Source organism: Paenibacillus chitinolyticus (assembly GCF_045038035.1).
GTDB classification, from domain to species: domain Bacteria; phylum Bacillota; class Bacilli; order Paenibacillales; family NBRC-103111; genus Paenibacillus_F; species Paenibacillus_F chitinolyticus_A.
This window is the reverse complement of the sequence record NZ_CP173427.1, coordinates 159,867-175,182: the sequence shown is the minus strand read 5'-3', so window position 1 is coordinate 175,182 and position 15,316 is coordinate 159,867. Positions and strand designations below refer to the sequence as shown.

The window sequence follows — 15,316 nt, the reverse complement described above, 5'->3', positions numbered from 1 at the left end:
GTTCCTTGCCGGCCTCATCGGCGGTCTTCTTGGGCGCCTTCTCCGGGGAACCGGCTCCCGATTCACACGCGGACGCTCCCGGCGACTGGACAAGCAGACCGAGCAGCGCGCTTACCGGTCCCTATAAAGGACATGCCGACCGTCTCCTTTGAACTCTTTTCTTCATTATAATGGAAGCTAGAATTTTTTTACAAAAGATGCAAGGAAATCTAGAAGTTCAACACGGTATGCCGCCTGTCCACGCATCGTCCCTCCAAATTCACTCCGCTTCACAGTCACCTCTTCCCGAAGCCGCCGCAAAATATTTTCCACCGCACGCAGCCCTGCCCCCCTCTTCTATTCCGATGAAGCTTCACATAGATTTGAAAAACAACTTAGAAATTGACGCTTGACGTTTAGGAGATCCGGTAGTACGATACATATCATCAATCCCGACTAAACTTATGAGCATTAAGGGGGAACAGGCTCCATGAATAACAACTTGATCAAAGCCTTCGAGACCAACTGGATTTCCCTGGTTGTTTCTCTGGTCATTATCGGCTTTCTTTATTTCTTAGCCAAAAAACGCGTCAGTTTCGGCTACCGCGTCCTGATCGGTCTGGGCGTCGGTCTTATCGTAGGGTTCATTTTCAACACCTTCAAAATCGATGCCAAAAGCGTCAGCACGATCGGTACGATCTACGTCAATCTCATCAAAATGATGGTGATTCCGCTCGTAGTCGTGCTCGTCATCAACAGCATCGCCGGTCTTTCCAACCTCGGACAGCTCCGCAAAATCGGGCTGAAAACGATCGGGCTGTTCCTGGCGACAACCGGTGTCGCGGCCTTGATCGGGCTGCTCGTCGCACTCGTGTTCGATCCGGGTTCCGGTATTCCGCAAGGCACGCTTAAAGATTTCAAACCGAAAGAAATCCCGACGTTCTCCCAGGTTATCCTGGATCTCGTCCCGTCGAATCCTTTCAATGAAATGGCGACCGGCAAAGTCGTTCCGGTTCTGGTCTTCGCGATCTTCGTCGCCGTTGCCATCGTCCATATCGGTTCTAAGAAGCCCGACGCCGTCAAACCCGTGAAGGACCTGATCGCTTCGCTGGCTCAAGTGCTTCACCAGGTGATCAAGTACGTCATCCGCCTGACTCCATACGGCGTATACGCGCTGATCGCGGCTATGGCCGCCAAATACGGCGTGGATACCCTTAAGCCGCTGATCATGCTTATTCTGGCCACGTACACCGCGCTTCTGCTTCACTTCATCATTACGTTCGGCGGTCTGGTTACGTTCGTAGCCAAGGTCAACCCGTTCAAGTTCTTCCGCAAGGCTTACCCGACGATTGCCGTTGCTTTCACGACCCGCAGCAGCTACGCGACACTTCCGGTTAACCTGGAAGTCCTGACGAAAAGACTGCGCGTATCTCCGCGTATCGCCAGCTTCGTGGCTCCACTCGGCGCGACGATCAACATGAACGGCTGCGGCGGCGTATGGCCCGCTGTCGTTGCGATCTTCGTGGCAGGCGTCTACCACATTCCGCTGACCGTGTCCGATTACATTCTGATCGTGCTCGTCAGCATGATCTCCTCCGTCGGCGTTGCCGGCGTTCCCGGACCGGCTGCCATCTCGACGACGGTCGTTCTGACCGCTCTCGGTCTGCCGCTCGAGGGTCTGGGCCTGACCCTCGCTATCGACGCCATCGTCGACATGGGCCGTACGGCTGTGAACGCGACGGGTACTACGGTGTCCACGCTGATCGTGGCCAACTCCGAAGGCGAATTCGACCGCGCGTCCTTCGACCGCGACGAAGAAGACGAATTGGAATTGAACCCGGCTTAAGCGGGACGTTAATGTAGGGCAGACTCCGGTCTGCTCTTTTTTTTATTTGTCCATATCGCATGAAATCGAGAGAGGACAGCCTCCACCTTGTTCTTTTTTGCCCCCTGTGTTCCTCTTCCCTGCTTGCAAAACCCGCCCGGAGTTGTTAACATCGTGATTCCCTGTTTAAATATACAAAAGAGGGAGCCTTCGACCGATAATGGGTATGTCTGGGAGGCAGCTAAGCAATACTAACATCAACTCTGTATGGAGACAGGAGACACAGAAACGCTTATGAGAAAAATTGGGTCCATCTACGCCCGTGACATCCGAAACATCGCGACCAATTGGGTGGCCGCTGTCATTATTTTGGGACTTGTATTTCTGCCCTCGCTTTACGCGTGGTTTAATATCGAAGCTTCCTGGGATCCCTACGGTCAGACCGGGGGCATTGCCATCGCGGTCGCCAATAACGACGAGGGGGCCACGCTGCGCGGCAAACAGCTGAATCTGGGGAACGAAATCGTAGCCTCGCTCAAAAAAAACGAAAAGATCGGCTGGACCTTCGTCGACGAGAAAGAAGCGATGAAAGGCGTCAACCACGGGGAGTATTACGCCAGCATTATCATTCCCGCCGATTTTTCAGCCAAAATCGCTACCGTGCTGACCGATGATCCGCAAAAAGCGGACATTCTCTACTACGTGAACGAGAAAATCAACGCCGTCTCGCCGAAAATCACGTCCAAAGGGGCCACGGGCGTCATCGACGAAGTCAGCCGCAACTTTATCAAAGTGGCCAACGGAACGATCTTTCAGATCTTCAATGAGATCGGCGTCGAGCTTGAAAATGAACTGCCGACGATCGAGAAAGTGAAAACGCTCGTTTTCAAACTCGAAACGGTGTTCCCCGAGCTCAATCAAGCTGTCGGCGTCGCACTGGACGATGTACATAAGTCGAATGACATTGTGAAAAAAGCGCAGGATAACCTGCCGATCGTTACCCAGCTTGCCAAAGACGGGGAGGAATTCACCAACAAGCTGGGCGACTTCCTCGGCAAAGGCTCGGAAGCCGTCGAAGCGCTCGGTCCGAACATCAAGCAGGACCTCCTGCTGCTCCAGCAGACGGCGACGGCCACGCAGGAGCTGACCGGCATTCTGAAGGACGCCAACTTCGACCCAGCCGTCGCCAAGGCCGCTCTCGACCGGGCCTCTCAGCGTCTCACGGTCGCGGTTGATGTGACGGACCGGATGATCGGCTTGTTCGAACAGCTGAACAAGTACACCGGCGGCAAAGTGATGCCGTTTGTGATCGACCGGCTGAAGTCGGTCAAGGACCGCTTCCAGCAGCAGTTGACCACGGTCGGCAAAATCAGAGACGCGATCGACAAAGGCGAGAAACCGGCGCAGGAGCTGGTCGACAACCTGAACCGTCTCTCGAAGGAAGCGGCCGGCTTCATCGGCGACATTCTGGGCCGGTACGACAGCGAAATCCAGCCGCAGATTCTCCAAGGAATCGCCAAGGCGAAGAAAACCGCCCAGAACGCCCATACCGTGCTGAGCGAAGCGGTTAAAAGCATCCCCGATCTGCAGAAAATTCTCGGGGATGCGGCGAAAGGACTGGCCGTCGGGGACAAGGAGCTCAAAGAGATCCAGGCCCGCCTACCGGAGGTAGAGACGAGAATCAAGGATCTGGCCGATAAAATCCGCGCCTTCGAGAAGGAAGGCAACCTGACGGAGCTGATCGACCTTCTGAAAAACAACTTCGAGAAGGAAAGCGAGTTCTTCGCGGAGCCGGTACAGCTCAAAGAAAACAAGCTGTTCCCGATTCCGAATTATGGTTCGGCCATGTCGCCGTTCTTTACGACGCTTTCCCTGTGGGTAGGCGCTCTGCTTCTCGTGTCGCTGCTGACGGTAGAAGTGCACGAGCCGGGCTACAAGAGCTACCAGGTATTTTTCGGCCGCTATTTGACGTTCGGTACACTGGCCGTTATGCAGTCTCTAATGGTCACGCTGGGTGATATGTTCATCCTGAAAACCTATGTCGTCGACAAACTGTGGTTTGTCCTGTTCGGAATGGTGCTCAGCGCGGTCTTTATGCTCATTGTGTACACGCTCGTCTCCGTATTCGGCAATGTCGGCAAAGCGATGGCCATCGTGCTTCTCGTACTGCAGCTGGCAGGTTCCGGGGGTACGTTCCCGATCCAGGTGACTCCTCCGTTCTTCCAGGCGATTCACCCTTATCTGCCCTTCACGTACGGGATCAGCATGATGCGGGAAGCCGTCGGAGGCATCCTTTGGGACATTATTATGGAAGACTTGATCATGATGGCCGTTTATATCGGCATCACCCTGCTGATCGGACTGGCGCTTAAAAAAGTGATCAACAAATCCAGCGCCAAATTCGTAAGCCGCGCCAAAGAAAGCAAGCTTATTCATTAGAAAGCGGGACCTGCCTTCGGGCAGGTCTTTTTTTCACATGTATACCCGAGACAGTTATTTTCAAGGATTCTGTCCATTGACCCGTTTCGGAAATGCCCGTACACTAATCATTAGCCGACTAACTATTAGAGGAAGGAACAGAAGCCATCATGGATATTTACCAATCGGATTCCGTCATGCAGATCTTGTCTCGGGTATTCAAGCTTCACCGCCGCCACCTGCACGAGCTGCTGCAGAATTACGAGGTCTACCCGGGGCAGCCGCCTCTGCTGATCCGCTTGTCCGAGAGAGACGGCCAGAGCCAGCATGAACTGGCCGCCCAAATGCGCGTAAAGCCCGCCACGCTTACCGTCATGATTACCCGGATGGAGAAAATCGGACTTCTCCGGCGCGGAGCCGACAGCAAGGACCAGCGGGTATCGCGCGTCTATCTGACCGATAAAGGGCATCAGGCAACGACCGCCGTGAAAAAAGCCCTCCGCGAAATCGAGGAAACGTGCCTGAAGGGCTTTCTGACGGAAGAGAAGCTTCTTTTCCGCCGCCTTCTGCTCCAAATGTATGAAAATTTGAAAGATATCGAGGAACAATTCGATTAGCCGGCAAATTAATAGGAGGTGACCGCTCTGTTAGCTTTGAGCCGATATTTAAAACCTTACTGGAAAGCGGCCGTTCTCGCTCCGCTTCTGATGCTTCTCGAAGTCTACATGGACCTGCTCCAGCCCAAGCTGATGGCCGACATCGTAAATCAAGGCGTAGCGGCCGGGGATCTCGCCACGATACGAAACACCGGCCTGCTTATGCTCGGCGTGGCCTTGGTCGGTCTGATCGGCGGGGCCGGATGCACCGTATACTCCAGCATCGCTTCGCAAAATTTCGGCGCCGATCTGCGGGACGATCTATTCCGGAAAACCCAGACATTCTCTTTCCGGAATCTGGACAAGTTCAAATCGGGGTCGCTCATTACGCGGTTGACCGGAGACATCGTGCAGGTTCAGACCCTGGTTCAGATGACCCTGCGGGTCCTCGTCAGGGCGCCTTTTCTCGCCATAGGCGGCGTTATTATGTCGTTTATGCTGAATCCGCGGCTTGCTTTGATTCTGGCCGCGGCCATTCCCGTTCTTTTTCTCGTGCTGTATTTGCTCATCCGCGTGTCCCAGCCCCTCTTCTTGAAGGTTCAGGAAAAACTCGACCGGGTGAATACGGTCCTTCAGGAAAATCTGAGCGGAATCCGTGTGGTGAAGGCTTTCGTACGTTCCGACTTCGAACGCAAACGCTTCGGCGAAGCAAACCGGGATTTCACGGATATCGCCCTGAAGGCGGCGCGGACGATCGCTTTGAACGCCCCCATTATGACGTTCATCATGAACGTCAGTCTGGTAGCCGTACTCTGGTACGGCGGCGCCCAGACTTGGAATCTTTCTTTTCCCGTAGGCGACCTTATCGCCTTTCTCAACTATGTAACCCAGGTCCTCACTTCCCTGCTTACCGTAGGCATGATGATGATGTTTGTTACGAGAGCGAGAGCTTCCGCCGGGCGTATCAATGAAGTGCTCGAAGCAGAGCCGGAAATCGCGGACAAACCGGGCGCTTCCGCCAATGCCATAGGTGAGGGCCGCATCGTCTTCGACCGCGTTTCTTTCGCTTACGACGAAGACGGCAAAGAGCTGGCCTTGAGAGACATCAGCTTCACGGTCGAACCGGGCCAAACGCTGGCCATTCTGGGCGCGACGGGCTCCGGCAAGACCTCCCTCGTCCATCTCATTCCGCGCTTGTACGACCCGGCGGCCGGGCGCGTCCTTATTGACGGAACGGACGTGAAGGACATCGCTCTGGCGCACCTGCGCAGCCGTGTAGGGATGGTGCTCCAGCAGGCCATCCTGTTCAGCGGCACCATCCGCGAAAATATATCCTACGGCAAGCCGGACGCCACGCAGGAGGAAATCGAAGCGGCAGCCCGCGCGGCCGAGATTCATGCGTTTATCGCCGGTCTGCCGGAAGGCTACGACACCCTCCTCGGCCAGAGAGGCGTCAATCTCTCCGGGGGCCAGAAGCAGCGCATCTCCATCGCCCGAGCCTTGCTGGTCCGGCCTGCGGTCCTCATCCTCGACGATTCCACGAGCGCGGTGGACCTGGCGACCGAGGCCCGCATCCAGCAGGCGCTGAAAGAGCGGATGGCGCACAGTACGTGCCTGCTTATCGCACAGCGCATCTCGTCGGTCGTCGACGCCGATCAGATTCTTGTGCTGGAAGACGGCCGTATCGCCGCCAAGGGCACCCACGCCGAGCTGCTGGCGGGAAGCCCCGTTTACCGGGACATTTACAAATCCCAACAGGGAAGGGAGGAAGTCATCCATGGCGCATAAACCCCACGATAACGGTTCCTCCGCACCGGAACCCCCGATGGGCTTAGGCGGTCCTGCCGGCCGGGGTCCGGGTCCCGGGGGCCCGCGCATGACGCAGAAAGTACGCGCCAAGAACACGGGCGCTACACTCGGCAGGCTGAGCCGGTATCTCGGACGCCAGCGCAAGGGACTGGCCGCGGTCGTCCTGCTGACCGTGCTCAGTGCCGGCGCCGGGCTGATCGCCCCTTACCTGCTCGGACGGGCCGTCGATGACTACATTCTGCCGCGGGATTACGGCGGCCTTCTGAAACTGTGCCTTCTTCTGCTCGGCATTTATCTGTTCAGTTCCGTAATGACCTGGTTTCAGACGTACGTAATGGCCGCCGTCTCTCAACGCACGGTGCAGAATCTGCGCCATGACATATTCGCCCATCTCCAGAAGCTGCCGCTGAATTTCTTCGACAGCCGGACGCACGGAGAGCTGATGAGCCGCACGACCAACGATATCGAGAACGTCTCGAACACGTTAAATCAAAGTGTCATTCAGCTCATGACCAGTGTGATTACGATTGCAGGCTCGCTTGTGCTCATGCTGACCATGAATATCTGGCTCACGCTGGTCACGCTTCTTTCCGTGCCGGTGACCATTTATTTAACCGGACAGATCTCCCGGCGGACCCGCACTCATTTCAAGGGCCAGCAGAAAAGCCTGGGAGAGCTGAACGGATTTATCCAGGAAACGATATCGGGCCAGAAAGTCGTTCAAGTGCTGCGCCGGGAACGCCAGACAGCTGCCCGTTTCAAAGAGATCAACGCCGAGCTGCGGGAAGCCGGGACGAAGGCTCAGATCTATTCGGGCATGGTAGGCCCCTTCAACAACGTGGTCAACAACTTCAGCTTCGCTCTTATCGCCGCAATCGGCGGATGGCTCGTGATCAGCGGCTGGACGACTCTCGGGGTCATCGTCAGCTTCCTGAATTATTCCAAGCAGTTCACGCGCCCGATCAACGATCTGGCGAATCAGTACAATCTGATCCAGTCCGGGATTGCCGGCGCCGAGCGGGTATTCGAAGTGCTCGATGCGACAACGGAGTATCCGGACACCCCGCAGCAGAAAAAGGGCAGCTCCGCTGACGGCCGCCCTTTGAATGTGGCGGGCGAAGTTGTTTTCGAGGATGTCTCCTTCTCTTACAAACCGGGTTCCCCTATTCTTACGGATATCTCCTTTATCGCGAAGCCGGGGGATACGATTGCTCTTGTGGGACCGACCGGAGCCGGCAAAACGACCATCGTCAACCTGCTCACCCGGTTCTATGAGATTGACGGAGGGGAGATCCGGATCGACGGAACCGATATCCGGGAGCTCGACAAGGACAGCCTCCGCGGCCAGCTCGGTATCGTTCTCCAGGACGCCTACCTGTTCTCGGATACACTCCGCGAGAACATCCGGTACGGGCGGCTGGACGCCACCGACGAGGAAGTCGAGGCTGCGGCCAGACTGGCGAACGCCGACAGCTTCATCCGCAAGCTTCCTCAAGGCTACTGCACGCTGATGTCCTCCGAAGGCGGCAATCTCAGCCACGGCCAGCGGCAGCTGATCACGATTGCCCGCGCCATTCTCGCCGATCCGGCCGTCCTCGTTCTGGACGAAGCTACCAGCAGCGTCGATACCCGGACGGAGATGCATATCCAGGAGGCGATGAACCTGCTGATGAAAGGGCGGACCAGCTTCGTCATTGCGCACCGTCTCAGTACGATACGCGACGCCGATCTTATCCTCGTCCTGAACGGAGGAAAGATTCTCGAACGCGGGACGCACGAAGAGCTTTTGGCCGCCAGAGGGTTCTATTACGAGTTGTACAGCAGCCAATTCCGCGACGTGGTGTAACCCGCAAAGCACGACAAAAAAACCTCCGGCTCACTTAGGGAAGTGAGACCGGAGGTTTTTTCGCAGAGCCAAGTAAACGAACAAAAAGCCCCCTCAGCCGCGGTCACCCTCTCCCCTCATGGGGTTACTGGAATGACGGCGGCCGTGGAGGCCGGTCTATACTTCCATGCAGCAATCCAACTCTTTACGCAATCCCTTAATCGGCACCTAAACGCTTTCGGTCATTTACCGGTTACGGTCCGACTTGCCGTTAATCGTCTATACGCACCACTTCGAGCTTCAGGTACCGGTTCTTCTCCCGCTCCAGCACCGTGAACTTCACGTTCTCGTAGGTCAGGGATTCTCCTTCGGAAAGGTCGTCGCGGTGACCGTACAGCCATCCGCCGATGGTGTCCCATCTCTCGGTTTCAAGCTCCACAAGCAGTCGGTCGTTCACGATAGGAATGGACACTTTACCGTCCAATACGAGGTGCCCCTCGCCTTTTACCAGAATCTCCGGCTCTTCCTTCATATCGAATTCGTCACGGATTTCGCCGACGATTTCCTCCAGAATGTCCTCGATGGTAACCATACCCGAGGTACCGCCGTATTCATCGATAAGAATCGCGATATGCGTGCCTTCCTTCTGCATCCTTTTCAAGAGCGCATTCACGGGAATCACCTCGGAAACCGCCATAACCGGCTGAATCAGCGTGGTGACATCAAGCTCCTCGTCATCCTCGTAAGCCAGGAAGAATTTCTTCGTATTCACAATCCCGATCACGTTATCCTTGCTCTCTTCGACAACGGGAAAACGGGTATACTGCTGTTCTTTGATAATCGCCAGATTCTCTTCCCGGCTCTTACTCGCGTACAGACAGATCATATCGGTGCGGGGCACCATAATATCTTTGGCGAGCATATTGTCAAAAGCAAAGATCCGGCTGACGTAGCCGTACTCGGCCTGGTTAATTTTACCGCTTTCAAAACTTTCGTTAATAATAATCTGAAGCTCTTCTTCCGAGTGCGCTTCTTCATGCTCCGTTGCCGGCTTAATGCCGAATAGCTTGACAAGCTGGTTGGCGGAACCGTTCAGCACCCAGATAAAAGGATACATGACTTTGTTAAACCAGATGATCGGACGTGCGGTAAGCAGCGCCACAGCCTCTGTTTTGCGGATAGCGATCGTTTTCGGAGCCAATTCGCCGATTACGACGTGAAGGAAGGTGATAATAATGAAGGCGATAAGAAACGAAAGCAGTCCGGTTAACGATTCGTGCAGATGCAAGGATTCGAAAACGGGATGCAAAATTTTCTCCACCGTCGGTTCACCCAACCAGCCTAAACCCAGAGACGTAATGGTAATACCGAGCTGACACGCGGACAAATATCCGTCCAGATTGGTAAGCACCTGCTTCACGGCCCTCGCGTTGCTTTTGCCCTCGGCGATCAACTGATCCACCCGGCTGCCCCGGAGCCGTACGACGGCGAATTCCACTGCCACGAAAAACGCGGAGAGTCCAATCAATAAGGCAATCATAAAAAGGTTTAACAAATAACTGTCACTTTCCATTTCGGCAATCTACTCCCTTAATATAAAGATAACCATTCCTTACGTGGACTCTAGCCTTATGGTTTCATTTATCGGGTCTAAAAAAACAGGATTTTTTTCGCCAATATATTGAAGAGGGGGAAGCTGGACAAGACCTTCTGGAAAGTTATAGGATGAATAGGAATGACTTCTAGAGCATGCGCGTTTATTTTGGATAAAGGATTGATTATTGTATGAAAAGACAAGTTTTTGTTCTGACTTCAACGCTCCTTCTGCTTGTTGGCTGTGAAAGCACGGCAGAGAAAATGGAAACCGCGGGGACTCCCGTTTCCTCGGCCGCAACCCCCTTGTCCGGGACGGGTGAAACGTCTGCACCCGTTACGCCTTCAACCGGCATTGCAGGCACTACTGCACCCACTCCAAAGCCCGCGGAGCTTCCATCCGTCACCCCGGTGTCTTCCATCCCGGCGAAGCCTCCGACTCAAGAGGAAAAAACAGCTTCCGTCAGACTAGCCGATCAAAGCGGAACCGCAGCCGGGGAGGGCAGCATTTATTTCGACTTCGAAACCGGAGACGGTTTTCAATTTTATCTGGAGAACAAAGGTGACCAGAGCCTGTATTATAGAATGAAGTTTAGCGATAACCAGAATATTGTGCAGAAGACTGAACTCCGACCGGGAGAATCGCATTCTTACATGTTTAGAAAGAATAACTCTGAGCTGCCTTTGAAATACGGAGCATATAGAGTGTCCCTAATGAATAACGACGGTTCGGATATCGAGTATGCCGTAGCGGCCTATGCGCTAAAACCTTAAAGACGAGAGTCTAGTCATCTGTTCGAGCCGAATAAACATAAAAGAACCTCCGGACGCTTGAATAAAGCGAATCCGGAGGTTCTTCGTCAACTTAGGCAGATCCTTCTTTTTTTGCGGTCGTATCATTCATTCTGCGAATTCGCCGTTTTCTCTCGTCCGCTATGGCCGCCGCGCCAAGTTCCGTATCATTTATACCCCTGCAAATACTTTTTGAAGATGTCAATCAGCTCCGGCGTTTCATCCAGTTTATATTTGCGGGCCGGCTCGTTATTTTGATCGAAGTCCGTATGGCTCCACCAAATCGCCGCTTTTATATCGGGGTACTTCCCCATTTCCTCGAACATCCGTTTCACCCAGTCCGCTTTATCTCCGCCGACCGAGCTGGAAGCAAATTCGGTAATCATCAGCGGCTGGTCGAACCACTCGCTGTACTGGGCGTATAAAGGCGCATATAACTCGTTGAACGTGCTCCACTCCTCCCCCTCGTAAAACGTGCCCGTATTGTAAGCGGTAAGACCGACAACATCCACGTAGGCATCTCCCGGATAATAAAGCAGCGGATGATTCCACTGGAAGCCTGGCTTGGACAGGTTGTTCGGATTCCATATCCACAGCACATTGTCAACGCTGTTTTTCTCGAAGATGTCGTGCAGGTATCTCCAAACTGCAGTATAAATTTCAGGGTCCTTGGAATTATGGTAAGCGGAATAAGGAACCCAGTCCCCGTTCATTTCATTATTCAACCGGAACAGAAGTGGGTGGCCGAATGCTTTGATATCCTGAGCGTATTTCGTGAAGTAATCGTCATACTTGCCGTTCAAAATGTCGTACATCACGCTGCGATTATCTTCGCCGTATTGCAAAGTTTGAAGCGTCAGCTCTACTATGCGCTTGTCATCTTGAGCATTCTGCATAGCGTCTGCCGGAAAACCGGTGGACAGCGATTTGTATAGGGTCAACAAACTGAACTTATAGTCCAGCTTCTGCTCCAACGAATGCAGCTTGTCCATTGCTGCCGGAGCAGTCGGCTCAAAAATTCCCCATTTTAACTTGTCACCCATAAACAATTGACGATAAGCTTCCGTAGTCTCCTTATTCGTCTTTAATGCCTCTTTTCTTGTCACTTTACCGATTTCCAGCATTCCCTTAGGTTGAATGAGGCGGAATGATTCTACGATATCCATGTCGTTATCGATTGGTTGTGAAGATTTGATGAGAATAGTGTAGACTTCCTTGTCGTTTTTGACAATTTCCGCACTGGCGTAGTAAGGCTTATCATTTTCCACATGCTTCAGCTTATCGCGATCCCATTTCAGCAAATGGACGGATAAACCGGAAATCGTCTTTGTCTCATTTTTTGTAACACGATGATCCTTGGTATTCTCGATAAACCGGTTGCCATACCCTATATACGTTTCCGCATTAGAAACGGTATCGTTGAAATTATCGTAATACACATCGATCTGCGTGTTCTCATCGAAAAAGCGTGTCCTGACTGCAGCCAAAGCACGATCGATTTTCATCTGCTTCGGGTATTTCATTTCAAATCCGTAAGGCGAATGGGTATAAACAGCCATATGCTCGGGAACGGTAACAAACCGGAAAATCAGGACACCGATCAACATAACGAAAAGAACTATTAGAATAACGATCGTTTTTTTAACCTTCATAGTTGTTTCACCGCTCTCAGAAACGAATTCCGGTCTTCTTTTCGACGGCATCCTTTTCAGCATCGTAAACACTTCCCCGTCTGCTTTTCTTTATTGCCGATCGTGTCGACCGTCGCTCTGCTCCTTCAATTGACGCAGTTGTTCTTCGTACAGCGACAAGGTTTGCGCAAGCGTAATTGTCCGATCCGTTAATGCGGAAACGACCAGCGTTACATGCAGTAAAATAGACATGATGGCCAAAATAGCCAGCACATAAAGAAGAGAAGGCGCGTAAGACACCTGCAATATCCCGGCAATTCGGTCCAAGCCCTTCGGAAACAGCGAGACGAGCATCATCAATCCGCTTAATCCGAGCCACAGAAGCGAATATTGCTCTCTCAGCCTCTTTTTGCGAATCAGACCGAGAATGACAAGAGAAAAAGCCAGGCTCAGCGCAAAACAAATATAAAATACCGATGCGCTCATGCCGGTCCCTCCGCTCTCGACCCGCGGGATTGCAGCAGCAAAATGGCTAACGTGACCTTGATCATGTAGTACACCGATTTCAGCGCCGTTATGCTCGATTGCCCGCACAACCGGGGACGCATGCTGACCGGGCATTCGACGAAGCGGAGTCCGTGCTTGTGCAGCAAAATGATTGCCTCCACCTCGGGATAATCTGTCGGGTAATGGTCTGCGAACAATGCGATCGCCCGGCGGCCGCAAAGGCGGAAACCTGACGTTGTATCGGTTGCCTTACGGCCGGTAAGCCGTGAAACGAGTATGGAGAGGAAACGAATACCGATCAGTCTCGTCCGCGTGGACTGATAGCCCTGTTTGTCGAGAAAGCGGGAGCCTACGGCCATATCCGCTCCGCTTTGCGATAAAGCTTGCATCAGCTTGTACAACTCTGCCGGGTCGTGCTGGCCGTCCCCGTCAATTTGCACGGCCATATCATAGCCTCCGCTTAGCGCATAACGGTATCCCGTTTGTACAGCCCCTCCGATACCAAGGTTGTACGGCAAATTCAACACGGCGACGCCGGTTTGCCGAGCCCGTTCCAGCGTATCGTCCTTGGAGCCGTCGTTGACTACGACGATGTCCGCATGCGGGACGTGCGTCCGGATATTATTAATGACTTGCACGATTTGTCCGGCTTCGTTGTAGGCCGGCACGATAATCAGCATACTGTTGTCAGACTGGGAATGCTGCATCGTTATCCCCCCTTGTTTTTCCAGTAAAGCGTCTGCCCCATTTGTCATAGCTCCAATACAAAACGTTAATGAGGACAATACAATCGACGATTATGATGAGCGGCATTGACATTACGTTGTAGCGATATTCCGGCACGAAAGCCAACCGGATCAGCGTCATCGTGACAACGATGACGACGAGCAGAGTCGCCGTCTGCTTCCAGCGGCAGGCTAGTGCCAGCGCAGCTGCCAATCCGAAGAAGACCAGCCAGCGGTGAAAGTCATTGGGATTAACCGCGTTCGGCAGTATATTATCGTAGGGATGATGGCCACCGCCCAAATACGCACTGCCATATATGTGCTCGAGCTTACCGATCGTATACCACTTGATATAGACTTCGGGCTGCGTCGAGAAGCCCTTCTTCAATCGTTCGACGGCTACCTCCATCTCCGTTTTGCCGTTCGGATCGACTAGGTTGTCGTCATAATTTTTGTCCGGATATGTGCCCGCCTTGAACGGGTTGGCTTGAGTCGCGGTAACGACCAGCTCATTCAGCGTGACGACATTACGGACCCACCACGGCATAAGGACAAGCGCAAGCCCTGCCGCCGAGCAGGCAAATAGCTTTAACACGCGCTTCGTATCCCTCTTCCACAACCAGTAGAACAAATAGTTCGCAAGAAGCAATGGCATAAATTCCGGCCGGACGAGAACGGTCAGTCCCAGCAGCAGCCCGGTAACGAAGGCGAGCAGCCCGGACGGCGCCCGGAACGTCCGTATTTGCGCATATACGCAGCCAAGCATAAAGAAGATGCCGAGCACTTCCGTCAACACCGCTCCGTTCGCCCAGACGAAAGGAGGATATACCGCAGCGATGAATGCGGCCAGTAGTCCCGCGATGTCATTCGACAGCTCTTTCGTCATTCGGAAAATAAGCCAAAGCGAAGCCAAACTGAATAGCACCTGTACGTAACGGACCCAAGGCAGCGGGTCATGAACTTGGTAGTCGACAAGCTTGTAAACCGCCGCCAAAAAAAGCGGGTAGCCCGGCGCTATTTTCGCATTCGGCTTGGTATCGCCATACGCATAAATCCCGTCCTCCAGCAATTGTCTCGTCATCGTATCGTAATTGACCGCATCGGGGGACATTCCATGCTCGACGGATCGCAGAAAATCGACCCGCAGCCACCCCCCCACGATCAAAATAACAAGCAGCGCCACTCCGGCCACTATTTTTCGCCGCATTTCTTCATCACCCTCCGCTTCATTCTTGCAGTATACAAGAGCGAAATTAACAACCGATAAGGAGCCACTTTCGAACCGCTTAAACTATTCTTAATAAAATTTAAGAGCTTTCCGCCATCCATCCACCCCCTAAAAAAGCGCAAAAAAAAGCCCGTCAGTAAAGGCCTTTTTCTTCTATATCATCTATTTCGTTAGCAGCTATAAGCGGCTCCCTCGCTTCGAACACCACTTACCCTCGGCTCTCCGAACCGATATTTTGCCGTAATCGCTAAGCCAAACCCCGATCCTTCCGATTGTGAAGATTGCGAGATCCGATGAGTTTCACAGCAAAGACCGGTCCGGTTTTTTCACTGGTTACGGTTCATCGGCGATACGATTTTGGCGGTGGAATCGTCGTTCTCGGCCGGTT

General features: G+C 53.3%; 11 protein-coding genes. 6 read left to right on the top strand and 5 right to left on the bottom strand.

The window, feature by feature from the left end; all coding sequences use genetic code 11:
* Positions 1–469 precede the first annotated feature (469 nt).
* The 5 genes from ACI48J_RS00760 (at position 470) to ACI48J_RS00740 (ending at position 8,473) form a co-directional block, all read left to right on the top strand.
* A complete protein-coding gene (locus ACI48J_RS00760) occupies positions 470–1,825 on the top strand; it encodes a dicarboxylate/amino acid:cation symporter (protein ID WP_326056104.1) in 1,356 nt (451 codons plus the stop codon).
* Between the two features lie 273 nt (positions 1,826–2,098).
* On the top strand, positions 2,099–4,243 hold the full coding sequence (locus tag ACI48J_RS00755) for a YhgE/Pip family protein (protein WP_405081249.1): 2,145 nt from the start codon (positions 2,099–2,101) through the stop codon (positions 4,241–4,243).
* Positions 4,244–4,392: 149 nt separating this feature from the next.
* A complete protein-coding gene (locus tag ACI48J_RS00750; RefSeq protein ID WP_405081247.1) occupies positions 4,393–4,839 on the top strand; it encodes a MarR family winged helix-turn-helix transcriptional regulator in 447 nt (148 codons plus the stop codon).
* Between the two features lie 90 nt (positions 4,840–4,929).
* Positions 4,930–6,606, top strand: a complete 1,677-nt coding sequence (locus ACI48J_RS00745; protein ID WP_405083291.1) for an ABC transporter ATP-binding protein — start codon at positions 4,930–4,932, stop codon at positions 6,604–6,606.
* Positions 6,596–8,473: an ABC transporter ATP-binding protein gene (locus ACI48J_RS00740; protein WP_405081245.1), complete on the top strand. Its 1,878-nt coding sequence runs from the start codon at positions 6,596–6,598 to the stop codon at positions 8,471–8,473. The genes ACI48J_RS00745 and ACI48J_RS00740 overlap by 11 nt, the downstream gene beginning before the upstream one ends.
* A gap of 250 nt (positions 8,474–8,723) precedes the next feature.
* Here the strand turns inward: ACI48J_RS00740 and ACI48J_RS00735 are convergent, their stop codons facing one another.
* A complete protein-coding gene (locus tag ACI48J_RS00735; RefSeq protein WP_405081243.1) occupies positions 8,724–10,025 on the bottom strand; it encodes a hemolysin family protein in 1,302 nt (433 codons plus the stop codon).
* A 212-nt stretch (positions 10,026–10,237) separates the two neighbouring features.
* Between ACI48J_RS00735 and ACI48J_RS00730 the strand changes: the two genes are divergently transcribed.
* Positions 10,238–10,819, top strand: a complete 582-nt coding sequence (locus tag ACI48J_RS00730; RefSeq protein ID WP_405081241.1) for a hypothetical protein — start codon at positions 10,238–10,240, stop codon at positions 10,817–10,819.
* Positions 10,820–11,004: 185 nt separating this feature from the next.
* Here ACI48J_RS00730 and ACI48J_RS00725 read toward each other — a convergent pair whose 3' ends face one another.
* From ACI48J_RS00725 to ACI48J_RS00710, 4 genes are all read right to left on the bottom strand, one after another.
* Entirely contained in the window at positions 11,005–12,489 is a 1,485-nt protein-coding gene (locus tag ACI48J_RS00725; RefSeq protein ID WP_405081240.1) for a glycoside hydrolase family 26 protein, read from the bottom strand.
* Positions 12,490–12,579: 90 nt separating this feature from the next.
* Positions 12,580–12,954 (bottom strand): DUF2304 domain-containing protein, encoded by a 375-nt coding sequence (locus ACI48J_RS00720; RefSeq protein WP_405081239.1) that lies wholly within the window; start codon positions 12,952–12,954, stop codon positions 12,580–12,582.
* Positions 12,951–13,682 (bottom strand): glycosyltransferase family 2 protein, encoded by a 732-nt coding sequence (locus ACI48J_RS00715; RefSeq protein ID WP_405081238.1) that lies wholly within the window; start codon positions 13,680–13,682, stop codon positions 12,951–12,953. The genes ACI48J_RS00720 and ACI48J_RS00715 overlap by 4 nt, the downstream gene beginning before the upstream one ends.
* A complete protein-coding gene (locus tag ACI48J_RS00710) occupies positions 13,663–14,907 on the bottom strand; it encodes an ArnT family glycosyltransferase (protein ID WP_405081237.1) in 1,245 nt (414 codons plus the stop codon). The genes ACI48J_RS00715 and ACI48J_RS00710 overlap by 20 nt, the downstream gene beginning before the upstream one ends.
* Between the last annotated feature and the right edge of the window lie 409 nt (positions 14,908–15,316).